Source organism: Nocardia sp. NBC_01503, from assembly GCF_036327755.1.
In the GTDB taxonomy this organism is placed as follows: domain Bacteria; phylum Actinomycetota; class Actinomycetes; order Mycobacteriales; family Mycobacteriaceae; genus Nocardia.
Window position 1 is genome coordinate 6,861,197 of sequence record NZ_CP109596.1, and the last position, 22,987, is coordinate 6,884,183.

Sequence of the window (22,987 nt, forward strand, 5' to 3'; positions counted from 1 at the left end):
TCCGGTACCGGGTTCAGGGATTGGTGAGGGCGAGCACGGCGTCGGCGAACATGACGTTCTTGATCTCCCCGAGCGTGCCGGGGTCCTTGGCCCCCAGGGGTGCGAGCAGCGCCACGGCCGCGTCGATCACCTCGGCTTCGGGTGCGGTGGCGTCGATGAGGTCGTATTGGATCGCCTCGGGTGCGGGAAAGCGCCGCCCGGTGGTCATGGACGCGATCGCGGCTTGGGGGGTCAGTTTGGCTTGGATGAGCGCGGCCATGCCCTTGGTGAACGGGATCCGGATATCGGCTTCGGGAAAGCAGAAGTAGCCGCGATCGGCGCGCATGACGCGCACATCGTGGGCGATGGCCAGCATGGCTCCGGCCCCGAACGCGTGCCCGGGCAGTGCGGCGGCGGTCGGCAGGGGCAGGGTGAGCATCCGCGCGAACAGCGACTGCACCTGTGCCACATACCATTGCGCGCGATCGCCGTTGCCCGAGAGCCATTCCAGGTCCAGCCCGTTGGAGTAGAACTTGCCGCTGCCGGTGGTGATCAGCGCGTGTGCGCCGTCGGCGAGCACGGTGTCCAGCGCGGCGTTGACCTGGTCGAGAAATTCGGGGGTGAATCGGTTCTCGTCGCCGCCGAGGTCCAGGACGGCGATCTTGTCGCGATGGGTGAGGGTGGGGCTCATGGTTGTTCCTTCGTGTCGGTGTGGTGTGGTGCGGGTCCGATCGCGAGGACCGCGCGCACGGCCGCACGCAGATGTTCGCGAGCGGTGGGGTCGGCGAGCCGGTCGCGGTGCAGCAGCACCGCGGTGGGCAGGTCGACCAGGCAGGTGGTGATGGCATCGACCGCGCGCGCGTCCTTACGCCCCCACAGGTCCAGGGCCAGGCGTTTCATCAATTCGATGAGTGAGCGTTCGAGTCCGGTGAGCTCGCGGGCGATCTGTTCGGGCAGCTCGTCGCCGAGCAGATCCCCGCGGCGCACGCTCAGCAGCAGCCGGGAGGATTCGGGAAAGCGTTGCGCGAACACCGCGGGGGCGTCCGCGGCGGCGACCACCGCCTCCACGCCTGCGCCCGCGTGGGCGTCGATCAGTTCGAGCTGTACGGCCCCGAAGCGCCGGGCCGCGCGAATCCAGGTGCGCCCCAACAGTTCCGCGCGGGATCCGAAGGTGTGGTAGATCGCCCCGTTCGATACCCCGGTGGCGGTGGCGACCGCGCGAATGGTGACCGCGGCGGCCCCGGCGCGCGCGGCGAGCCCTTCGGCGGCATCGAGCACGGTATCCGGATCGTGGGTGCGGGGACGGGGCATGGTCGAAACATAACAGAGCAAGTGCTCTGTTATGAATGGTGATGTGGTCCGGATCACCGCCGAGGGGGACCGCAGCTCAGGTGGCCCACCCCGGGCGCGGCCGCCACACGGATGCCCGCACTGTTCGAATACTCCTGCGGCTCAAGGGTTTACGTGCTCGATGCGGGTTCGTGGACGCCGTCGCCGAGTTCGGTCGTGTACATGCGTTCGATATCGGCGGCGTATTTGTCGGCGATGGGATTGCGGCGCAGTTTCATGGTCAGGGTGATCTCGTCGCCGCCGGGTTCCCAGAACGTGGGCAGGATGAGGAATCGTTTGACCTGTTCCACCCGGGACAGGTGGGCGTTGCCGGCGGCGACGCCGCGCGCGATCTCGGCGATCAGTTCGGGGTGTGTGGCGAGTGCGGCCGCGGAGGCGTCACCCAGGTGATGGTGTGCGGCATAGGGTTCGGCGGATTCGGCGTCCAGGACGATGAGTGCGGTGTTGTAGGGCCGGCGATCGCCGATGGTGGCCAGGGCTCCGATGAGCGGGGTGGCGGCTTTGATGGTGTTCTCGATATTGGCCGGGGACATGTTCTTGCCGCCGGAGTTGATGATGATCTCCTTCTTGCGGTCCACCACGCGCAGGTAGCCGTCCTGGTCCACGGTGATGATGTCGCCGGTGGCGAGCCAGCCGTCCTTGTCGAGGGCGTCGGCGGTTTTGCCGGGTTCGCGCCGGTATTCGCGCATGACCAGGGGTCCACGGACCAGGAATTCCCCGTCCTCGGCGATCCGGGATTCGAGTCCGGGCAGGAGCTTTCCGACCGTGCCCAGGCGCGCCTGGGTGGGTGGGCTGACGCTGGCCACGCAGGTGAGTTCGGACATGCCCCACACTTCGGAGATGGGGATGCCGAGTCCGAAGAAGAATCCGAGGGTTTCCGCGGGAATGGGCGCGGCGCCCGAGAGCGCCCAGCGCAGGCGATCCAAGCCGAGTGCGGCGCGGATCCCGCACAGCACGAGTTCATCGGCTCTGGCCCATTCGGCGGCTTGCACATCGTCCAGGGGCACCCCGGCCAGTTGTGCTCGGGCTTTGCGTCCGGCGACCTCGAGCGCCCAGGTCAAGGCCTTCCGACGATCGGGATCGGTTTCGTTGGCGACCGAGAATTCCACGGCCGCTTTGAGTTTCTCCCAGACCCGCGGCACCGCACCCCAGATGGTGGGTCGCGCGTCCAGGAGCGCGGCGCCGAGTTGGGCGCGGTCGGGGACGGTGGTGATCTGGCTGCCGTAGTACTCGTGCAGGTACAGGCTGGTGACCCGGTCGGCCATATGCGCGGTCGGCAGGTAGGAGGTGATCCGGTCCCCGAACCGCACGGGCATGACCGAGGCATACGCCTGGCATTCGAAGGCCAGGTTCGCGTGCGAGATCTCCACGCCCTTGGGATTGCCGGTGGTCCCGGAGGTGTAGCACAGGGTCACGATGTCGTCCGGGGTGACGGCCTGCCAGGTGGCGTCGAAGTCGAAGTCGTGCCGCACCAGCGAGGTCAGTTGCGCCACCGACAGCGTTCCGGGCACCGGCCGGTCCACGCACACGATGGTTTCGATCGGCACGCCCGAGGCGCGGATGCGATCCACATACTGGGCTTCGCAGATGACGATCCGATTCCCGGCATTCTCGAACACGTACTTCAACTGTTGGGCGCTCAAGGTGTTGTACACCGAGAACGAGGTGGCGCCCGCGTGCTGGGCGCCCACTTCCAGGGGGTAGAACTCGACCCGGTTGGCCATCATCAACGCCACGGTGTCCCCGCGCCCGACCCCCAGCGCACTCAACCCCCCGGCCACCGCCCGCACCTGTTGCGCGTACTCATCCCAGGTCAACGCCTGTTCCCCGCCGATGGATCGCACCGCGATCGCCTCGGGGTCGATCGCCGCGGTCCGCTGGAAGGCCGCCGGGGACGTAATCATGTCTGCCATAACGCTTCTCGATCCACTCACCCACCACTGCTTTCTCAGACAGTAGATCCTGATCGGGCGGTGCGGTGGCCGATTGCACACATCGGTGATTGCCCTAAGGGACGGTTAAGAACGGCCGGAAGCTCTTCAGAACGGCTGTGTCGCCCGCCACAGTGGTGCCGGGATGCGATGGGGCACCCGTGGAAGGAGAACCCGAATGACAACGATCAAACCCGGTGGTGAGCGCCGGGTGGTGGCCAATGTGTTGCGCGGCTCGATCGGCAACCTGGTGGAGTGGTACGACTGGTACGTCTATGCCGCGTTCAGCGTGTACTTCGCCACATCGTTCTTCCCCGACGGTGACTCGACCGCCCAATTGCTTTCCACCGCAGCGGTTTTCGCGGTCGGATTCCTGATGCGCCCGATCGGCGGCTGGGCTTTGGGCCGGTACGCGGACCGGTTCGGCCGGCGCGCGGCACTGACGCTGTCGGTGACGGTGATGGCGGCCGGATCGCTGATCATCGCCGCCACCCCCTCCTATGCCACCATCGGCGTGGCCGCCCCGTTCATCCTGCTGCTGGCCAGGCTGCTGCAGGGATTGTCGGTGGGCGGGGAGTACGCGACCAGCGCCACCTATCTGTCGGAGGTGGCTTCGGCGGGGCGGCGCGGGTTCTATTCGAGCTTCCAGTACGTGACCCTGGTGGCCGGGCAGTTGACCGCGCTCGGGGTGCAGATCGTGCTGTTGCAGTTCCTGTCCTCGGCGCAGATGTACTCGTGGGGTTGGCGGATCCCGTTCCTGATCGGCGCGTTCGGGGCGATCATCGTGATGCTGCTGCGCCGCGGAATGGACGAATCCGCCTCCTTCCAGGCCGAATCGGCCGCAGCGCGAACCACATCCTCGCGCGGTTCGCTGCGCGTACTGCTGGAATACCCGCGCGAATGCCTGCTGGTGGTCGGATTGACCCTGGGCGGCACGGTCGCGTTCTACACCTACACCACCTATATGCAGAAGTTCATGGTCAACACCTCCGGTATCTCCAAATCGACCGTGGCGTGGATCAATTTCGTGGCCCTGCTGATGTTCGTGGTGTTGCAGCCGATCGCGGGCGCGCTCTCGGATCGCATCGGACGCCGCAAACTGTTGATCACCTTCGGTGTACTGGGCACCCTGGGCACCGTGCCGATCATGACCCTGCTCGGTGACACCCGCAATCCGATCGCGGCGTTCGCGTTGATGCTGACCGCGCTGGTCATCATCACCGGCTACACCTCGATCAACGCGATCGTCAAAGCCGAACTGTTCCCCACCCGTATCCGCGCGCTCGGGGTCGGTTTGCCGTACGCGCTGACCGTGGCCATCTTCGGTGGCACCGCGGAGATGATCGCGCTGGCGTTGAAGAAGGCCGGACACGAATCGGTGTACTTCTGGTACGTGTCCGCGTGCGTGCTGATCTCACTGCTGACCTACTTCTTCATGCGGGAAACCTCCACGGCCTCCACCATCGACGCCCAGGACGCTCCGGCCCCCACACCGGCCGCGACCGAGCTGAGCACGACCCGCTGATCCGGCATTGAGAGAATCGATCCCATGCGCCTTGCGGTAGTCGAAGACGATGACGGGGTCGGCGACGCCCTCGTCGAAGCCTTCACCGCGCGCGGACTGCGCGCGGACCGCATGCGCCGCGGCGCGGACCTGCTCACCTCCCATCGCGGCTATGACGCGGTCATCCTCGATTTGGGCCTGCCCGACGCCGACGGATTGACCGTGCTGCGCCAACTCCGCGAGGTGAGCGCGGTCCCGGTGGTGATCCTGACCGCCCGCAACGACGAACGCTCCATCGTGCGCGGATTACGCGGCGGCGCAGACGATTACGTGGTCAAACCCGCCCGCATCGCCGAACTGCTGGCCCGAATCGAGAACGTCACCCGCCGTGCCGGACAGCTCACCGCGGCACCGGCCCGCATTGTCGAGACCGGCGATGTGCGCGTGGACCTGAGCGCGCACCGGGTGGAGGTCGCCGGGGCCGATATCGGGCTCACCCCCAAGGAGTTCGAACTCGTCGCCGCCCTGGTCGAGCGCCCCGGTGCGGCGGTGAGCCGCCAGGTGCTCATGGACCGCATCTGGGGGGACGCGTTCGTCGCGGTCTCACGCTCGCTGGATGTGCATATGACCGGTGTGCGCGCCAAACTCGACCGGCCCGGCCTGATCACCACCATCCGCGGCTACGGCTACCGGTGGGGTCGATGATGCCGTGCCGACCGCTGGACGAACGCATCGCCGGGATGCGCACGCGAGCCATCGCGCGGTCGGGGTGAGCCGGCAATGCGCCGCCGACTGTTGATCGCGCTCACCGTCTTCGCGACCCTGGCCGTGCTGGCGTTCGCGGTGCCATTGTGTTTGACCGCGGCCACCAGCCGCACCCAGGAGCTGATCCTGGGCCGCACCGGGGACGCGGACCGGTTGGCCGCGCTCACGGTGACCGCCGCGGCCACCGGGGACAATCGGGCCTTGACCATGGAGGTCGAGCGCTATCACGACCTGTACGGCGAACCGGTGCTGGTGGTGGACGGGCGCGGCGGGCCGATCGTCAACGCCGGTGTCGATCAACATGATCCGGTGGTGGCCTCGGCCCTGAGCGATGCCCGCCGCAATCAGCGCACCGCCACCGTGGCACGACTGACCCCGTGGGCGGCACCCATACTGCTCATCGCCCGCCCCGTCGGCAGTGACGCGCATGTGGACGGCGCGGTGCTGATCGAAGCCTCCACCCGCACCGCGCGCACCGATATCACCCGGGTGTGGGGCATTGTCGCGATCGGCGGACTCCTGGCGATGGCCGTGTTCACCGCACTGGCACTGGTGCTCTCACGCTGGGTACTGCGCCCGCTGGCCGGACTCTCCGGCTCGGTGGCGGAGTTGACCGCGAGCCTGCCCAAACCGCGCCTGGCCACTCCGGTCACCCGCCATCACGGCGGACCACCCGAACTACGCGCGGTCGCCGAATCCTTCGACACCATGGCCCTGGCCGTACGCGACTCCACCCGCGCCCAACGCCGCCTCATCGACGACACCGCGCACGCCATGCGAAACCCCTTGGCCGCGTTGACAATCCGCCTCGACTCCCTCGAACCCGGCACCGCCGAGCCGTCCCTGCCGACACTGCGGGGCGCGACCCGTGAGGTGGAGCGCCTGACCGCACTGCTGGATGGCCTACTGGATCTGGCGGTCGCCGAGGGCACCGACTTCGATCCCACCGCCGCACCCGCCACCGAATCCTGCGATGCGGCCGGGGTCATCGACGACCGGATCGATGCCTGGCACACCGCCTTCGACACCGCGGGCATCACCCTGACTCGCCGCGACCCGGCACCGACCACCGTCACCGACCCGGCGACGGCCCTCGACACCCGTGCGACGGCGCATCCGGTCACCGACCCGCCCCTGCGCACCGCCCCCGCGAACGAGCCGGTCACCGATCCCGCGCCGCACGATCGGACCCCGATCGCACTCCCGCACGACGTACCGGCTTCGCCGATCCCGCCCGATCACGCGGAGACGGCAGTCTCGGCGGACACTCTCGCCCAGATTCTCGATGTGACGCTGAGTAATTCGTGCCGGTACGCGGGCCCGGGAACCACCACCGCGCTGACCGTCACCCGCGAACCGGGCTGGGTCACGGTCACGATCGCCGATGACGGAGTCGGGGTGCCCGCCACCGAACTCGACGAACTCACCACCCGCTTCTTCCGCGGTTCCTCAGCGGACGGGATCGGCGGATCCGGGTTGGGGCTGTCCATCGCCGCGGCCCTGACCACCTCCCGCAAGGGAACTCTCACGGTGCGCCCGGTCGACCCGCACGGGCTGGCGGTCATCGTGCGCCTGCCCGCGGTGGTGCGGCGATGATCGGGCGGCGCGGATTGCTGCGCGGTGCGAGCGTGCTGGCGGCGGGGTTGGTTGTGCCTGCCGCGATCACCGGATGTTCGGGTGGGGCAGCGGCGACCGTGCGGCTGGCAGCGGGGGAGCAGGGCGGCTTCTATCACGCGTTCGCGCAACTGCTCTCCCATACCGCCGCCGGGTCCGGGCTGCGGATCGAGACGGTGACCACGGGCGGATCGGCGGACAATCTGGCGTTGCTGGCCCGCGGTGCGGCCGATGTGGCACTGGTGCTCGCGGACTCGGTGGCCGACAGTCCCGACCCGCCACCGGCCATCGGGCGCGTGTACGAGAACTATCTACAACTGGCGGTCGCCGCGAACGGACCGATTCGCACCGTCCCGGACCTGCGCGGGGCGCGAATCAATTTGGGCGCGGCGGGATCCGGCGCCACCCATACCGGGCAGATGCTGCTCTCGGCGGCCGGATTCACCACCGATGCGCTCACCCGCACCCATCTCCCGCTGCGCGAAGCGGTCACAGCACTGCTGGACGGGCAACTCGACGCGCTGCTGTGGGCGGGCGGAGTCCCCACCGCGGCATTGGTCATCCCGCAGTTGCGGCTGCTGGATCTGGGTGCGCTGACCGAACCGATGCGCGAACGCTTCGGCTACCTGTACGACCCGGTCCTGATTCCCGCCGACACCTATCCGGGCGCACCCGCCATCCACACCATCGGAGTGGCGAACCTGCTGGTAGCCGCGCCCACCCTGCCCGAGGCCACCGCGGACGCGCTCACCGAACTGCTTCTCACCCACGCCGATTCGCTCGTCCCCGCCGAGGCGGCGGGAACCCAGTTCCTCGATGCCCGCTCCCTCATCGGCACCGGCACCGTCCCCCTGCATCCGGGCGCGACCACCGCCTACCGCCGTCACCATGGGTGAATCGACCAACCGTCATAGGTGATCGGCTATGACCGCCGGTGATCGGGTTCGCCATGGCCGCGCAGGCTACCGCCGCGGCAAAACCGCCCATGCCTAGGGGTCCAGCCACCCCACCTCAATACGTCACTGTGACGAATCAACCTGTGGCAGTGAGGCATGGACAGGGGAGTAGCCCTCGAACCGAAGGGTCCCCTCGAATCCGCGGATCCGAGAGAACCCGGCACATGAGCCCCAATCGGCCACCTCAGCTGATTCCGGAAAATTTACGATCAATCAGGATTCGGCCGGAAAATAAACTCCGGCAGCGGTTTTCGTCACGAACCGCCGCGACGAACAGCAACACCGGCATCCCGGCACAGGATCTCCGGATCGGTCACTTAACACCGAAAACCGCCAAATCGCCTGTTACACAAGATCATTAACCCCTCCCACCTGCCGCCGTAAAACTACCGATAATCGACATTATGTCAAGTTATGGTTATCTACCCGGGCCGGGCGTCCGCCGGATCTCGGTGGTGCGAGAACGCGTCTTCGGCATACCTGCCTCCTCCCGGCTTCGGCTCGTCATTGATGCCAGAAGTTGGTGGGGCCCGCCTGTTTGACCGCGGCCTCGGCGGCGGGGTCGAGCCATTGTTTGGCGGTGGGGTTGGTGGAGAGGTTGAGATAGAGGGCGGTCGATTTGTAGATGTAGCGATGCGAGGTCGAGCCCCAGGCGGTACGGGTGGCGGATCCGGCGTCACTGTCGCAGAGGGTGGAGCCGGGGCCCGAGGTCGGACACCAGATGGTCCAGTCCTGGGTTTGGCCCTTCATGGTGTTGTAGAGGGTGGTGGCGTCGGTGGCGGTGGGCAGTGCAATGACATTGATGGAGACCAGGATCTGGTTGGACTGGTCTATATAGGAGCCCCCGGCCTGCTGGGCGCAGTGGTAGGTGGCGAGGATTTGTTTGACGTTCTGGGACATGCCCTTGGTGACGCAGTCCTTCACTCCCCCTGCGCGACGGGTGTATTCGACGTTCTTGGCATCACGGAAGGTCAGCGGGAGCAGCGCGTCGGCGGTGAAGGGTGTGGTGTCGGTGGTCGCCAGGTCGAGGGTGACCGGGTCGAAGGGTGCCGTGGTGGGCGTGAGGGCGATATCGGGTGCGGCGGCTTCGGTGGCGCTGGGATCGCCCGCGCGCAGGGCTATCAGCGCTATGACGGCGACGAGACCCGCCACCGCCAGGAAGATTCCGGCTACCCGGCCGCCGGAGTGCTTGGCGGGCACCGGGAATGCGGCGGGACGAAACGGGGCCGGTGGGGCGGGGCGGTCGATGATCTCGAGCATATCGGTGCGGTAGGCGCTGCCGTCGGTGGTCATGAAGGCGGCCTTCAAACCGTGCAGCCACTCTTGCGCACCGGGTTTGTGTTCGGGGGCGGCGGTGTCGGAACGGTCCAGGAGCATGCGTAGCCGGATATCGAGGTCCTCGGGAATGCCCGGGGCCAGGAACAATCCGCAGCGGATGAGGTTGGCCAGGGCGAGGCGGCCGCTGTATTCGTCGGCGCCGAGCGCTGGCCGTAGTCCGTCGCAGTCGATGAGGTGGGCGCGGGGCTGGGTTCGACTCCAGGCCAGGTTGCCTTCGCAGATGCCGGGTAGGGCGAGATAGCGTTCCTCGAGGACGAGGAAGATATCGCAGACTCGAATCAGCACTCCGACACGGAAGTACGCTTCGGCGGGGTTCTCCCCCACCAGTTCGCCGAGCGTGCGCGCCTGGCCGTCGGCGTCCAGGAACTCCTCGGGTATCGGCGGCAGGATCACCCCGGCCAAGGCTCTGTCCCGCATCACCAGGTCGATGGGCCAGTTGATCGACGCGGCGGCCCATTCCCCCGAGCCCGGGTCGGCTTCGGCGGCCAGGACGATTTCGCGCCCCAAAAGCAGTGCCTGTTCGGCGCATCCGATCGCATCGGGGTCCTGGACGGGTGTGTCGTACTCCTTGTAGATCCGCTCGCGCCCGCCGCGGTCCCGGCAGCGGCGCAGACCGCCGTCGGCTCCGATGGCCCCGAGCGCGATCTCGTACACCTCACCGGATTCCCCGGTCACCGAATACCGCGACATCGCCGAGTACCCCTCTGCTGCGGCGGCCCTGCACCGCCTTCCTACCGCGGCTCGAACTGTGCCATACCCGCCAAATCGGCACAATCGGAACGAGCAGGTCTAATCCGGGCGCTGTGGCCAGGCGATGTCGGTGACCAGGCCGTAGTGATCACTGGCCAGGGGCCCGGTGAGAGATTGATGAAAAGCCAAGTCGGTGTGCAGGATTCGGCCCGCTCCCCCGGGCCGCAGGAACGGATCACCCACCAGGATGTAATCGATGCGCTGGGCGGGCACATTGAGGAAACGCGCCTGCGGGTTGGTGAGCGGATCGAGGGTGTAGCCGGGTTCGGTGGGGCGCAGCGTGGCCCAGCCGTCCACGTAATAGGTGCTGCGGCCCTCGATGACCGCATTGGCGCCCAGGAACCGCATCTCATCCGATTGCGGTTTGGCGTTGAAATCCCCGCACAGGATGGCGGGCATGGCGGTGACCGGATCCCAGGTGGCGCGGATGGCGTCGTCGATGGCCAGTACTTGGCGCACCCGGTGGTACGCCTGCGCGGGCGGCGGGGCCAGATGCGTACTGTAGGCGTCGATTCCGGCGGTGTGCGCGTGCAACAGCTCGGCCCGCATCCGATAGGAGGGGTGCGGGTCCGCGGGCTCGGGGTCCAGGGGTAGCGCGAACACCCGATGCCGTTCGATGGGCCACCGGCTCAGAATCGCGGACCCGAACCGCAGCGTCCGATCAGGCCAGGCCTCCTCGGGCAGCGGATACCCGCCGAAGCACCAGTGCCACCGCCCGGGCGCGGCATGATCGACGAGCCAGCCCGCGGTATTGGTGCCGGGCCCGGTCTCCCAGACCTCCTGTAGGCACACCACATCCGGGTCGAGGTGGTCGAGCCAGGCCAGGATCTCGATTCGGCGCTGCTCCCAATGCGGTTCCAGCAGTGAGCCCATATTGAGCTGGGCGATCCGCAACACCTTGCCGTCGGACATTGACTCCCCCGTACTTCCCTACTCGCCCAATGGAATCCACCCGAGCCCGTAACTGTAACGTGTTCTACTCTGGCGTGGGTGGACATCACCTACGAGAACACCCAACGCGAAGTCCGAACAGACCAGGGCGTCATCCGCTACCACGAAGCCGGCGACGGACCACCCCTGCTCCTGCTGCACGGATCCGGAATCGGCGTCAGCGGCTGGCGCAATTATCGCGGAAACCTCGCCGTCTTCGCCGAGCACTTCCACTGCTACGTCATCGAATTCCCCGGATTCGGCATCAGCGACCCCGTCCCCGGCGCACACCCGGTGCTCTCGGCCGTCGACTCGGTCATCCGCTTCATGGACGCCCTGGGCATCGACAAAGCCCCACTGGTCGGCAACTCCATGGGCGGCGTCGTCGCGGTCAATGTCGCGGTGCAACACCCCGACCGCATCAGCAAGATCATCTCCATCGGCGGCGTCGGCACCGGCATCTTCAGCGCCAACCCCAGCGAAGGCACCCGCCTCCTCCAGCAATTCGCCGACTCCCCCAGCCGCGAAGGACTCATCCGCTGGCTCGAGTGCATGGTCTACGACCCCAAAACCGTCACCGCCGACATCATCGACGAACGCTGGGACCTGGCCGCCAACCCCGAATCCCAGCAGGCCCTCAAAGCCATGTACGGATCCGAATCATTCGCGCTACAACAACAATTCATGGCCAACTCCCCCACCCCGCCCTACTGGTCCATGCTGCACAAGGTCAAATGCCCCACCCTGCTCGCCTGGGGCAAAGACGACCGGCAATGCCCACCCGATATGGCCATGATGCCGCTCCGCCTCATCCCCGACTCCGAACTGCACATCTTCCCCAAATGCGGACACTGGGTCATGATCGAAGCCAAACAGGCCTTCGAACGCATCAGCCTCGAATTCCTGCACCGCTGAGATGAATACGACGGTGCGGGCCCACACTCGGGCCCGCACCCGCCTACCAGACCAGCGTCTCGTGCGGCGTACGCACCCGCGCGAAGAAACGCTTACCGATCACCTCACCATCATGGTTGTAGCTGTTCAACAGATCCACCAACTCATCTGCCAGCCGCTGCAACTGCGGGCTCACACCCGCACCACCGCCCCACTCCGGCGGCACACCCTCGATGGTGATCTCGATACTGTTCTCCTGCGGCAAACCCACCACCGAATAGGTGATCTCCTCGGGAGCATCCCGAATCGGATCCACCACCGCCGGCTCGCACTCCGGCAGCTGCGGCGCGTCCGCGAAAACCACCCGCACGAACGCCAGATCATCGCGAATCATCTCCGCGATCGACTCCAGATCAGCGTGTCTGCCCACCCGCGCATGCCGAGGGCCATAACTCCGATGATCCGCCCGCACATCCGACTTCGACAAAATGCGATCCAACATGCGCTGAGCCGCCGCCCGCTCACCCGCACCCGTCCCCGGATGCTCGATCAACGCCCGCAGATGCGCCACCCTCGACATATCAGCGCGGCCCGAACACGGTCGCATGACACGCGGTCAACAACTCCACCAACTCCCGCGCCGTCGCATCATCCAACACCGCCCACACCGGAGCGATCAACTCATCCGTCAACGCCTCAGCCTGCATCCAACGCCCCTTCAACTCCGGAGTGATCTCACCGAAAGGCTCGGACCAGCCATACAAGCGCGCCTGATCCGGACCCGAACTCAACGGCGAACCCGCGATCAACACCGCATCACGCGGCGCCAAACCACTCGCCCGCACCGCCATCAAATGCAAACCGCCACGCAACTCCCGCAGCGCCTGAATCAAATGCGTAACGCGCGCCGGAGCATCCTCCGCCTGCGGCAACGCCCGCCAACCAGCGAACAACACAACCCCGGCCGGATCAGCCGCCGTAGCAACCCTATCCAGCAACTCCGCCAAACGCTCCACATGAGCGAACGAAGCCAGTTTGCGTCGCCCGAAATCCTGGCACGCCCGTAGATAACCCTCCGCGCCCCGCGCCGCCGGAACCGACGCCGACGACTCCCACGCCGCACGAATCGAATCCGCGGGGAAGAAACCGAACGCCGCCGTCACCACATCCGCGTCCACATCACCCAGCACCCCACCCCGGCCCCGCGTATACCCCGGCATGAACCCCGGCCCCACACCCGCCGCGAAAGCCTTCGCCTCCCGGGAGAACATGAACCCCCCGCCGATCTGCTGGATCTGATCCTTCACCGCGGACGCTACCGACATGTCCGTTCCTCTCTGAGCGGAAAGCGCAATCCACCCGAGACTATTTCACCGCCGCACACCCCACCCACAGGCCCCCGCAACCCCACCCACGGCCGCCGAAATATTCATGGCTGCACAAGGATTCGATAATCGCTACCCTGGGCGAGCAACGAAAGGTGTTGCCAGCATGACCGCCCCACGCAGAACCGTCATCTCCTCCGACGTGCGCGAAATCCTCAATTACTTCGGCAAATGCCCACTCTGCGGCTATCCCGCCCGAGCCTCCACCTACACCGCGCAATTCGACGACGGCAACACCGAAGAACAAGTGGTCGCCACCTGCGGACTCCCCTGCGGCTGGAACGGCCCCGCCAACGCCACCACCATGACCGGCACCGACCCCATACCCAAGGCGAGCCGGAAATCCCTGCCGCCCAACCCAGCTCACCTCGCACCCAGGCCTGAACGAGAGACCAGCTGAATCCGCTAACCTTCAAGCGGTGCTAGGACATTCACACGCAACCAGTGGTGCGCTCGCCTGGTCAGCAGCCGCCGCAGCGCTACCGCTCACCGTATTGACTTATCCCGCAATGCAATCCGGAAACATCAGGGCAGTCGACCTGGTGATGGGCACCTTCCTCACCGCCGGCGCCGCCCTGCTGCCCGACGCCGACCACCCCTCCGGCACCATCTCCCATGTGCTGGGCCCGGTTTCGCACTACGCCTGCAAAGGCATCTCCGCCATCTCCGGCGGACACCGCCACGGCACCCACTCCTTCGCCTTCGTCGCCCTCATCACCTACGGCACCTGGGCCGGCGAACACTGGATCGGCCGCAACTTCACCCTCGCCCTCGTCTTCTTCCTACTCGCCCTCGCCGTGCGCGCCCTCAACCTCGCACCCACCGGCGACAGCCTCAAAGCCTGGGGCACCGTCGTAATCCTCGCCGCCTGCGGCACATTCGCCATCGACCACTGGATCAGCGACAAACCCGCCTGGCTGCCCTTCTCCGTCGGCCTCGGCGCCTTCGCCCACCTCATCGGCGACTGCCTCACCGACCGCGGCTGCCGACTGCTCTGGCCGCTCAAAATACGAACGCGCATCCCGATCATCGACCGCACCGGCAACAAGATGGAGACCCTCGTCGTCGTACCCATCTTCGCGCTCGGCACCCTCGCACTGCTCTGGTACACCATCACCCACCAGCCGTGAGCGCCCTCGTATGATCGCCTGAACGGCAGGCAGGACGAAGAACGGAGTGCGATATGAGCGATCGGGAAGAACTCAGCTGGGAACTGTTCGGCACCGCCGGACGTGAACTGGCCCAGGAGATCGCCGACGACGGCTTCGAACCCGACCTCATCCTCTCCATCGCCCGCGGCGGCCTCTTCGTCGCCGGATCCCTCGGCTACGCCCTCGACGTCAAGAACCTCCACGTCATGAACGTCGAGTTCTACACCGGCGTGGACCAGCGCCTGGACCTGCCCGTCATGCTGCCGCCCGTCCCCAGCGTCGTCGACCTCACCGGAGCGAAAGTCCTTGTCGCCGACGATGTCGCCGACACCGGCGCCACCCTCAAACTCGTCCGCGACTTCTGCCAGGACCATGTCGCCGAGGTCCGCTGCGCGGTCATCTACCAGAAGCCGCGCTCGGAGGTCGACTGCGAATACGTCTGGAAGCACACCGATCGGTGGATCAACTTCCCGTGGTCCGTGCAGCCGCCCGTGGTCAAACGCGAAGTACGCGTCCTGGACGCCTGAGCGCCCTCCCTCGGACGAAAGAACACGCCCCGGATTCGACACTCGAATCCGGGGCGTTCGCTGTACAGCGGGAAAGTGTCAGACCAGCTCGGCCGAGAAGATGGTGACGGCCTCGACCGGCACATCCTGGTGGCCGGCCTTGGAGCCGGTGCGCACGCCCTCGATCGCGTCGACGACAGCGGTGCCGTCCACGATCTTGCCGAAGACGGTGTAGCCCCAGCCATCCTGGCCCGGGTAGTTCAGGAAATCATTGTTCTTGGAGTTGAGGAAGAACTGCGCGCTCGCGGAGTGCGGATCCATGGTGCGCGCCATGGCGATCGTGTACTTGTCGTTCTTGAGACCGTTGTTCGCCTCGTTCTCCACCTTCTGCGCGGCGGGCTTCTGCTGCATATCGGCGGTGAAACCACCACCCTGCACCATGAAGCCCGGGATCACCCGGTGGAAGATCGTATCGGTGTAGTGGCCCGCCTTGACGTAGTCGACGAAGTTCGCGACGGTCTTCGGCGCCTTGGCCTCGTCGAGTTCCAGGGTGATATCCCCGGCGGAGGTCTTCAGGAGCACTTTGGTCATGACGACCATCGTATGGGAGCGCCGAATCGGGCGACCGCCCGGCATCCTCCGCTGTCTTTCAACGGGATTGGCGCGCAGGTGAGATTCCGTTGTTCGCGAGTTCATGTCGATCTCGAAAAGAGCGAACATGCGTAGATGCGCATATTTCCATTAACTAATCACGTCACCTTCTCCGAAGACGGATCGGGCTCACGCTTCGTACAGCTCCAACGGCAGATCGTCCGGATCGAAGAAGAAACCGAAACGCTTCCCCGTGTACTCGTCGACCCGCACCTCCTCGACCACCACTCCCCTGCCCGCCAGCTCGGCGAGCGCCTCCCCCACATCCGCCACCACGAACGCCAGATGCCGCAGGCCGATCGCCTCGGGCCGCGACGGCCGCGGCGGCGCGCCCGGGAATGAGAACAATTCGATCTGCCCACCGTCGGGCAGTGCGAGATCCAGCTTGTACGAACGCCTTTCGGCCCGATAATGCTCGGCCAGTACCTTCAGCCCGAGCACCTCGGTATAGAACGCCTTCGACTTCGCATAGTCCGAGGCGATCACCGCGACGTGATGAATCCGCTGCAACTCCACCCGCCAGACGCTAGCCCAACACACCGACAACTCACGGCAGCCACGGCGGGAACCCCTCCCCTCGTCCAGGCTGTTTTTCGGCGTGAGTGCGCTCTTTCCGCACGATGACACATCGAGCGAAAACATGCGTAGATGCGCATATTCCCATGTTCATATGGAATGTAGATGGTTTCTCCGGGGAAGGACCTACACCATTCACCTCCGGCAAGCCCCCCGGCAATAGGGCGACGGCTTCGTGAACAGCCGCCCGGCCTCCCCCATCGACCGCTTTCCCCTACCCGAGGTTCCCTATTCCCCCACGCTCCCCGCGAATGTCGCGGCTATTACGGCTAACCCATTCGGCGCGACCGGCGGATGAACTAGGTTGTGTAGGTACGGTTCCGGCGGTCAGACGATTGAAGCGACGGTTTCATGGACAGGAATACCGCTCTCGACCAGCCGCATTCGGCTCGCATGTACGACTACTTCCTCGGCGGTAAGGACAACTACGAGGTCGATCGGCGAGCCGCGGAGGAGATCCTGCGGGTGTGGCCGGGCATCCGTACCGCCGCCCAGGCAAACCGCCAGTTCATGCATCGCAGTACTCGATTCCTGGTCGATGCCGGAATCCGGCAGCTCCTCGATATCGGCACCGGAATTCCGACCGAACCCAATCTGCACCAGATCGCGCAGCAGGCCGCACCGGAGTCGCGGGTCGTCTACGCGGATAACGATCCGCTCGTCATGGCGCACGCCCGCGCGTTCATGACCGGTACCGCGCAGGGCCGGACCACCTATATCCAGGGTGATGTCACCAAACCGAACTCCATCCTGCGAGCCCCGCGCTTGACCGAGATTCTCGACCTGAGCGAGCCGGTGGGCGTGAGCATGATCGCCCTGCTGCATTTCGTCGAGTCCGGCGCCGGTCGGCTGGTATCGGAGTTCGTCGATGCGCTCGCTTCCGGTTCATATCTGGTGATCTGTACCGCCACAGCCGATTTCGCCCCGGAACAGGTGGCCACCGCGCGGGCGATCTACCGGTCCCGCGGCATTTCCGCGCAGGATCGCACCCGCGCGGAGGTCGTCGAGTTGTTCAGCGGTTTGGAGCTCGTGGAACCGGGTGTCGTGCCGCCGCATCAGTGGCGGCCGAATGCGTTGACCGATGTGTCGGCGTCCTATGACGCCGAGGTGTCCTGCTACGCGGGTGTTGCCCGCAAGCCCTGATCGGTTCCGATGGCGTGTTCGGGGGTTGTCACCTCGGCATTGTCATGGGCGGGAGGATTCCCTGTTGGTGCAGCCACATCATGACGGTGTGGTACATCTGCATGATCGGCGATTGCATGTCCATGTGCATGGTGTTCAGCTCCTCGGGTCGATCAGCTCGCCGGATGTGGCGAGCGCTGTCTCGGTGTCGACGGTCGCATGGTGGATGGGTGTGGCGGCAGGGTCCGACGGCATCGGCCGTCGGTGCGAATGTCCTCGTTTCGCAAGGCTTTCCGGCTGGCGGGGAGGTCGTGGCGGGGAGTTGCGCGGAAAGGCGCACATGTTGGACGTTTGACCAGTATGGTCTGTGGCATCGCGTCCGAACATGTCGGGGACGTGCCGGATCGCCCTGGAGGATGCACTGGAATGAAGCGCTCTCGACTGGTCTGTACGGTCTTGTCGGCCATCGCGATTACCGTGGCCGGATCCGCCGTCGCGGGTGCGGCGCCGACCGGCAGTGGTGGCTCCGGGAGTTCGAGTGGATCGGGGTCCGGGAGCGCGAGCGGGTCCGGTACGGGTAGTGCGGGAGCCGCCCCCGATACGGTGCCCGCGCTCGGGTCCGGCTTCATGTGGGGGGTGGCCACGGCCGGATTCCAGTCCGAAGGTCATGCGCCGGACAGCAATTGGAGTCGCTACGCGAAGTCGGGCAAGGCGCACGACACGTATGGCGATTCGGTCGACTTCTATACCCGGTACGCGGACGATATCGAGCTGGCGGCCGGTCTCGGCGTGAAGGTGTATCGCCTCAGCATCGAGTGGGCTCGGGTGCAGCCGCAGGCGGATGTGTGGGATGAGAACAACTTCCGCTTCTACGACAATGTCGTGGAGAAGATCCGCGCGGCGGGTATGCGGCCGATGCTGACGCTGGACCACTGGGCCATTCCCGGGTGGGAGGCCGACCGCGGCGGTTGGAAGAGCAAGAACATGGTGTCGGACTGGCTGGCGAATATGCGCCGGGTGGTGGACCGTTACGCGCCGTACAACCCGTTGTGGGTGACGATCAATGAGCCGATGGGCTATGTCGCGCAGTCGATCAAGATCGGCGATATCGGGGTGCTCGATGCGCTGCCGATGTTCGACCGGCTGGTGCAGGCGCACAGCGCCATCTACGACTACATCCACGTGCGTCAGCCGGGCGCGCTGGTGACCAGCAATATCGCGCAGTATCCGATCATCCAGGACCTGACCGATCTGCTGTTCGCCGATCGCGTGCACGACAAGCTCGACTATGTCGGCCTCGATTTCTATTACGGCACGTCGCTGTCGCATCCGCCGACCACCGCGCTGCTGGGTGACGAATTGTGGAAGAACGCGATCGAACCCGAGGGCATCTACTACGACCTGCGCACCTATTCCGAGAAGTTCCCGGGGCTCCCGCTGTACGTGGTGGAGAACGGTATGCCGACCGACAGCGGACTGCCGCGCAGTGACGGTTACGACCGCGCCGATCATCTGCGTGACACGGTGTACTGGATTCAGCGTGCGAAGGCCGATGGCATCAATGTGATCGGCTACAACTACTGGAGTCTGACCGACAATTACGAGTGGGGTAGCTACGCACCGCGATTCGGCCTCTACACGGTCGATGTGAAGACCGATCCGACCCTGACTCGCCGTCCGACCGATGCGGTCGCGGCGTTCCGGGGCATCACCGCGGTCAATGGTGTGCCCGCCGACTACCGGCCCACCCGCAAGCCCGCCGTGTGCTCGATCGTGCTTCCGTTCGACAGCTGCCTGCGGCCGGTATCGGTGCCGTGAGAACGCGCTAGCCCCTGAGGGCGGCGGCCGCGGCGGCCAGCAGCATTCCGCGGTAGGTGCCACCGAACAGCGCCACGTGGACGAACAGCGGGTGCAGTTGATGCAGTGGAATGCGTTGCCGCCAGCCTGAACTCAGGGGCATGCGGTCGTGGTAGGCGGCCACGATGCGGTCCAGATGTGGTGCGCCGAAGAGGGCGAGCATGGCCAGATCGGTTTCGCGGTGACCGCCGTGTGCGGCGGGATCTATGAGTATGGCGCGGTCGGCGGTCCAGAGCAGGTTTCCGGACCAGAGGTCGCCGTGCAGGCGACTGGGCGGCTCCGGTGGTCCGGCGAGGTCGTCTATGCGGCGGATGACCTCTTCGATCAGGCGTACGCCCGCTCGGCCCAGATGTGGTTCGGCCGCGGGTAGATAGGGTGCCAGTCGTCGTTCGGCATACCAGCTCCCCCACTCCCCGGTGCTCGGTGCGTTGTCCAGTGGGAGGGTGGCGATGTATCCCGTCCAGGGTGCGCCGTAGGTCTCGGGGGCGAGGGCGTGCATTTCGGCGAGGTCGTGACCGAATTTCTCGGCGACCGCGGGCGATGCGGATTCGGTTGTCAGCCAGGGCAGTACGAGCATTGCCCGGTCGGCGGCGAGTACCGGGGGTACGAGGTCGATATCGGCCTCCCCCAGCCAGCGCAGCCCTGCCGCCTCCGCTCGGAGTGCCCCCGAGGCGGCGAACGTGCCGGATCGCGGCTCGGGATCCGCGGTGACGGGTTCGGAGGGTTTCGGGTTTCCCGTTGTCGGTTCGGGGGCTTCCGGTATCGCTTTGACGAATACCTCGCGCCCGTCGGCGAGTTGGGCTCGGTACAGCGTCCAGGCGTGGCTGCGGCCGAGGGTCTCCAGGTGCGCGAGCGAGGCACCTGTCAGGTGGGTCAGGTGCGCGGTCACGTCCATGGGATTCGATTCTGGCCGATACGCGCGCCTGTCGAGGGTTAGTCGGCGGCTATGGCGATCCGTGCGCGCAGCAGGGTGGCGGTGGCGGCGTCGGCGGGGAAGAAGGCTTCGATGGCGAGTTCGGCGACGGTGACGTTCATGGGTGTGCCGAAGACGGTGGTGACACTGATGAAGGCGAGGTCGTGTCCGTCGTAGCGGAAGCGCATGGGCACGACGGCCTGATCGGGTTCGGGGAGGCCGGGTGCTTGCTCACCGCCGGGGTATCCGCGCAGTTCTTCCCGTAGTTCGATGAGTTCGGGCGCACCGCTGACATCGATCTGCCGTTGCAGTCGTTCGAAGAGGTGTCCGCGCCATTCGGCGAGGTTGATGATGCGGCCGGCGAGTCCGTCGGGGTGCAGGCTCAGGCGCAGGACGTTCACCGGTGGGGTGAGCAGGCGCGGGTCGATTCCCTCCAGGAACAGTGCGATTCCGGCATTGGCGTCGACCATGTTCCAGCCGGCGTCGACGGCGAGCGCCGGGTGCGGTTCGTGTCCGGCGAGGATCTGCCGGATGGCGCTGCGGACGGGTTCCATGGCGGGGGTATCCAGCTCGGGTTCGGCGTAGACGGGTGCGTATCCGGCCGCGAGGAGCATCCGATTGCGTTCGCGCAGTGGGATTTCGAGCTCGTCGCACAGGTGCAGGATCATCTGCCGACTGGGTGTGGCGCGTCCGGTTTCGATGAAGCTGAGGTGGCGGGTGGAGGTCTCCGCGCGCCCGGCCAACTCGAGTTGGCTGAGCCGCCGGGTGACTCGCCAGTGCCGCAGCAGATCCCCGGCCGTTTGTGTACGCATGCCCCGATCCTACGAATCCCGCTCCCGCGCAACCATTACCCGCGAGGTAATGCGCTCCGATCCACGGGTTCGACCGATGAGTTTCGGCGGCCCGCCCGGTCCCTGTTTCGTGACGACGGACAGGAGTGGGCGGATGGACATGTACAGCGTCATGTGTGTGAGCGATGCGGCCGAGTCCGCACGCTGGTACGAGGTGTTCTTCGGCCGCGCCGCCGATCAGATCATGGGTGAGGAGTTCCTGTGGCAGGTCGGTGAGAACGCGTGGATCGTCATCGACGACCGGTATATGCGAGCCGAGCGAGTGGGTGGATCGATGGTCACCTTCGCCTGGCACGGACTCGACGAGACACTCGCCCGTCTCACCGCGCACGGTATCGAGTACGGCACGATCGAGACGTACGGCAATGGCGTGCGCCATGTCGATGTCCTGGACCCCGACGGCAACAGCCTCTCCCTCGCCGAACCGCCCGCCTGATCGAATGAGTCAGTGCTGCCCGGGGCGATGGATGACGAAGTCGGACAGGGTGATCGGCGGGTGTCCGCCGTACTGCTGGATGGCGGGGGTGACCTGGTAGAGGTTGGTGCCTTCGGACAGGAGGCGGAAGATCTCCCAGAGTTTGGTGAGGTGTTCGGCCGCATGTGGGCTGCCGTAGAAGTCGATGGCCCAGCGGCGCCAGGTTTCGGGGTCCGTGTCGCGGTAGGTGCGGCCGAGGGTGTGGGCCGCGGCGTCGATGGGTTGGACGTCGCCGGTCAGGAGTAGGACCGGGTCGGATTTGAGGTCGAGGTCGGAGAGCAGGCCCGCGGCTACCCGGGCTACATCGCTCGCGGCGATCAGCGGGAGTTCGGTCTCGGCGGGACCGAGTGGGAGTTCCAGGGCGGTCGCGTCGGTGGCGGCGATGAGGGCCAGGTTCTCGAAGAACACGGCCGCGCGCAGGTGGATCGCGCCGATATCGGCCCAGTCCAGGATCTGCTCGGCCGCCCAGTGCTGGCGCATGCGCGGGGTGAGGGCTTGCGGCCCGGCGGCGAGTTGGGAGACCGCGACGACGCGTTCGACTCCTGCTTCGCGGGCACAGACGGCGAAGGCGCCCGCGGCGTCGAGCAGGCCGTCGATCACCGGGTAGGTGAAGTAGGCGGCGCGTACGCCGTCCATGGCGGCGCGGGTGAAGGCGAGGTCTCTGAGGTCGCCGACGACGACTTTCGCGCCGAGTGCGCGCAAGACCGTGGCGCGTTCGTCATCGGTGTGTACGACGGCGCGGACCGGAATCCCGCGCCCGAGTAGTTGCGCTGTGAGATGCCGCCCGGTCGATCCTTGACGTCCCCCGGCGGCACCGGTGACGAGTACCGGCTCCATAGCTTCACGGTACGGTGCGGGCTGTTGCGGCACATGCGCTTTCGCGGGTACGCGCGGTGCGACGGCACCGGCCTGAAGGTGACGAACCGATATCCCGGTCTACAGGGTGCGGAGCACGCGTGCGGGATTGCCCGCGGCGAACACCTTTTCGGGCAGATCGCGGGTGACGACACTGCCCGCGCCGACCACGGTATTCGCGCCGATCCTCACCCCCGGACAGACGATGACACCGCCACCCAGCCAGGCATTGTCACCGATGGTGATGGGGGCGGCGGTCTCCCAGCGTCGGCGGCGCAGCTCGTGATCCTCCATCGGATGCAATGCGGTCAACAATTGCGCGCGCGGACCGATCGAGACGTCATCGCCGATGGTCACCGGCGCGCAATCCATCACGATGGCGTCGTAGTTGAGGAAACTGTTGGCGCCCAGACGAATCAGATGCCCGTAATCGCATTGGAAGCGCGGCATGATCCACGAGCCCTCCCCGATCGCGCCGAGCAGATCGGTCAGCAGGGCGTATCGCCGCCGCTCCTCCCCCGCGCCGGTGGCATTGAATTTGTCCAGTAGCCCTGACAGTGCCGCCGTTCGGCGATCAGCTCCGGGTCGTTGTCGCGATAGAGTTCGCCGCGCAGCATGCGGTCCCTGTGTTCAC

At 66.2% G+C, this 22,987-nt stretch carries 23 protein-coding genes and 1 pseudogene; 11 read left to right on the plus strand and 13 right to left on the minus strand.

Features of this window, described 5'->3' with window-relative positions:
• Positions 1 to 13: 13 nt before the first annotated feature.
• From OHB26_RS31440 to fadD11, 3 genes are all read right to left on the minus strand, one after another.
• On the minus strand, positions 14 to 670 hold the full coding sequence (locus tag OHB26_RS31440; protein WP_330180877.1) for an enoyl-CoA hydratase-related protein: 657 nt from the start codon (positions 668 to 670) through the stop codon (positions 14 to 16).
• Positions 667 to 1,290, minus strand: a complete 624-nt coding sequence (locus OHB26_RS31445; RefSeq protein ID WP_330180878.1) for a TetR/AcrR family transcriptional regulator — start codon at positions 1,288 to 1,290, stop codon at positions 667 to 669. Before OHB26_RS31445 ends, OHB26_RS31440 begins: the two co-directional genes overlap by 4 nt.
• Before the next feature lie 149 nt (positions 1,291 to 1,439).
• Positions 1,440 to 3,242 carry a fatty acid--CoA ligase FadD11 gene (fadD11, locus tag OHB26_RS31450; protein WP_442942763.1) on the minus strand — a complete coding sequence of 601 codons (1,803 nt, stop codon included), beginning with the start codon at positions 3,240 to 3,242 and terminating at the stop codon, positions 1,440 to 1,442.
• Positions 3,243 to 3,438: 196 nt separating this feature from the next.
• On the opposite strand from fadD11, the gene OHB26_RS31455 reads away from it, so the two are divergent.
• The 4 genes from OHB26_RS31455 (at position 3,439) to OHB26_RS31470 (ending at position 8,039) form a co-directional block, all read left to right on the plus strand.
• A complete protein-coding gene (locus OHB26_RS31455) occupies positions 3,439 to 4,785 on the plus strand; it encodes an MFS transporter (RefSeq protein ID WP_330180879.1) in 1,347 nt (448 codons plus the stop codon).
• A 24-nt stretch (positions 4,786 to 4,809) separates the two neighbouring features.
• Positions 4,810 to 5,469 (plus strand): response regulator transcription factor, encoded by a 660-nt coding sequence (locus OHB26_RS31460; protein ID WP_330180880.1) that lies wholly within the window; start codon positions 4,810 to 4,812, stop codon positions 5,467 to 5,469.
• A 75-nt stretch (positions 5,470 to 5,544) separates the two neighbouring features.
• Positions 5,545 to 7,125 (plus strand): HAMP domain-containing sensor histidine kinase, encoded by a 1,581-nt coding sequence (locus OHB26_RS31465; protein WP_330180881.1) that lies wholly within the window; start codon positions 5,545 to 5,547, stop codon positions 7,123 to 7,125.
• Positions 7,122 to 8,039, plus strand: a complete 918-nt coding sequence (locus OHB26_RS31470) for a TAXI family TRAP transporter solute-binding subunit (protein ID WP_330180882.1) — start codon at positions 7,122 to 7,124, stop codon at positions 8,037 to 8,039. Before OHB26_RS31465 ends, OHB26_RS31470 begins: the two co-directional genes overlap by 4 nt.
• 564 nt (positions 8,040 to 8,603) lie before the next feature.
• Here OHB26_RS31470 and OHB26_RS31475 read toward each other — a convergent pair.
• Positions 8,604 to 10,127 (minus strand): hypothetical protein, encoded by a 1,524-nt coding sequence (locus OHB26_RS31475; RefSeq protein ID WP_330180883.1) that lies wholly within the window; start codon positions 10,125 to 10,127, stop codon positions 8,604 to 8,606.
• Between the two features lie 99 nt (positions 10,128 to 10,226).
• Positions 10,227 to 11,099 (minus strand): endonuclease/exonuclease/phosphatase family protein, encoded by an 873-nt coding sequence (locus OHB26_RS31480; protein ID WP_330180884.1) that lies wholly within the window; start codon positions 11,097 to 11,099, stop codon positions 10,227 to 10,229.
• 78 nt (positions 11,100 to 11,177) lie between these two features.
• Between OHB26_RS31480 and OHB26_RS31485 the strand changes: the two genes are divergently transcribed.
• Positions 11,178 to 12,032 (plus strand): alpha/beta fold hydrolase, encoded by an 855-nt coding sequence (locus tag OHB26_RS31485; RefSeq protein ID WP_330180885.1) that lies wholly within the window; start codon positions 11,178 to 11,180, stop codon positions 12,030 to 12,032.
• A gap of 43 nt (positions 12,033 to 12,075) precedes the next feature.
• Here OHB26_RS31485 and OHB26_RS31490 read toward each other — a convergent pair whose 3' ends face one another.
• Positions 12,076 to 12,591 carry a hypothetical protein gene (locus OHB26_RS31490; RefSeq protein WP_330180886.1) on the minus strand — a complete coding sequence of 172 codons (516 nt, stop codon included), beginning with the start codon at positions 12,589 to 12,591 and terminating at the stop codon, positions 12,076 to 12,078.
• 1 nt (position 12,592) lies between these two features.
• Complete coding sequence (locus OHB26_RS31495) at positions 12,593 to 13,336, minus strand: SCO6745 family protein (protein WP_330180887.1); 744 nt, start codon at positions 13,334 to 13,336, stop codon at positions 12,593 to 12,595.
• A 166-nt stretch (positions 13,337 to 13,502) separates the two neighbouring features.
• On the opposite strand from OHB26_RS31495, the gene OHB26_RS31500 reads away from it, so the two are divergent.
• The 3 genes from OHB26_RS31500 to OHB26_RS31510 are packed head-to-tail and all read left to right on the plus strand — an operon-like array spanning position 13,503 to position 15,074.
• Positions 13,503 to 13,796, plus strand: coding sequence for a hypothetical protein (locus OHB26_RS31500; RefSeq protein ID WP_330180888.1), 294 nt, complete (start codon positions 13,503 to 13,505; stop codon positions 13,794 to 13,796).
• A gap of 19 nt (positions 13,797 to 13,815) precedes the next feature.
• On the plus strand, positions 13,816 to 14,526 hold the full coding sequence (locus OHB26_RS31505; protein WP_330180889.1) for a metal-dependent hydrolase: 711 nt from the start codon (positions 13,816 to 13,818) through the stop codon (positions 14,524 to 14,526).
• Positions 14,527 to 14,579: 53 nt separating this feature from the next.
• Positions 14,580 to 15,074, plus strand: coding sequence for a phosphoribosyltransferase (locus OHB26_RS31510; protein ID WP_330180890.1), 495 nt, complete (start codon positions 14,580 to 14,582; stop codon positions 15,072 to 15,074).
• Positions 15,075 to 15,152: 78 nt separating this feature from the next.
• Here OHB26_RS31510 and OHB26_RS31515 read toward each other — a convergent pair whose 3' ends face one another.
• Together OHB26_RS31515 and gloA2 are read right to left on the minus strand one after the other, a co-directional pair.
• On the minus strand, positions 15,153 to 15,644 hold the full coding sequence (locus OHB26_RS31515) for a peptidylprolyl isomerase (RefSeq protein WP_330180891.1): 492 nt from the start codon (positions 15,642 to 15,644) through the stop codon (positions 15,153 to 15,155).
• A gap of 189 nt (positions 15,645 to 15,833) precedes the next feature.
• Positions 15,834 to 16,220 carry an SMU1112c/YaeR family gloxylase I-like metalloprotein gene (gene gloA2 / locus OHB26_RS31520; RefSeq protein WP_330180892.1) on the minus strand — a complete coding sequence of 129 codons (387 nt, stop codon included), beginning with the start codon at positions 16,218 to 16,220 and terminating at the stop codon, positions 15,834 to 15,836.
• A gap of 411 nt (positions 16,221 to 16,631) precedes the next feature.
• On the opposite strand from gloA2, the gene OHB26_RS31525 reads away from it, so the two are divergent.
• Together OHB26_RS31525 and OHB26_RS31530 are read left to right on the plus strand one after the other, a co-directional pair.
• Positions 16,632 to 17,423 (plus strand): SAM-dependent methyltransferase, encoded by a 792-nt coding sequence (locus tag OHB26_RS31525; RefSeq protein ID WP_330180893.1) that lies wholly within the window; start codon positions 16,632 to 16,634, stop codon positions 17,421 to 17,423.
• 405 nt (positions 17,424 to 17,828) lie between these two features.
• Positions 17,829 to 19,220: a family 1 glycosylhydrolase gene (locus tag OHB26_RS31530; protein ID WP_330180894.1), complete on the plus strand. Its 1,392-nt coding sequence runs from the start codon at positions 17,829 to 17,831 to the stop codon at positions 19,218 to 19,220.
• Between the two features lie 7 nt (positions 19,221 to 19,227).
• On the opposite strand, the gene OHB26_RS31535 is transcribed toward OHB26_RS31530, so the two are convergent.
• Both OHB26_RS31535 and OHB26_RS31540 read right to left on the minus strand, forming a co-directional pair.
• Positions 19,228 to 20,154, minus strand: coding sequence for a fructosamine kinase family protein (locus OHB26_RS31535; RefSeq protein WP_330180895.1), 927 nt, complete (start codon positions 20,152 to 20,154; stop codon positions 19,228 to 19,230).
• Between the two features lie 38 nt (positions 20,155 to 20,192).
• Complete coding sequence (locus OHB26_RS31540) at positions 20,193 to 20,984, minus strand: helix-turn-helix domain-containing protein (RefSeq protein ID WP_330180896.1); 792 nt, start codon at positions 20,982 to 20,984, stop codon at positions 20,193 to 20,195.
• A gap of 133 nt (positions 20,985 to 21,117) precedes the next feature.
• On the opposite strand from OHB26_RS31540, the gene OHB26_RS31545 reads away from it, so the two are divergent.
• On the plus strand, positions 21,118 to 21,459 hold the full coding sequence (locus OHB26_RS31545; RefSeq protein ID WP_330180897.1) for a VOC family protein: 342 nt from the start codon (positions 21,118 to 21,120) through the stop codon (positions 21,457 to 21,459).
• 9 nt (positions 21,460 to 21,468) lie between these two features.
• On the opposite strand, the gene OHB26_RS31550 is transcribed toward OHB26_RS31545, so the two are convergent.
• Together OHB26_RS31550 and OHB26_RS31555 are read right to left on the minus strand one after the other, a co-directional pair.
• The gene (locus tag OHB26_RS31550; protein ID WP_330180898.1) at positions 21,469 to 22,335 is read right to left on the minus strand and encodes an NAD(P)H-binding protein; all 867 of its coding nucleotides are present in this window, start codon (positions 22,333 to 22,335) and stop codon (positions 21,469 to 21,471) included.
• 99 nt (positions 22,336 to 22,434) lie between these two features.
• Positions 22,435 to 22,970, minus strand: a pseudogene (locus tag OHB26_RS31555) (sugar O-acetyltransferase).
• Between the last annotated feature and the right edge of the window lie 17 nt (positions 22,971 to 22,987).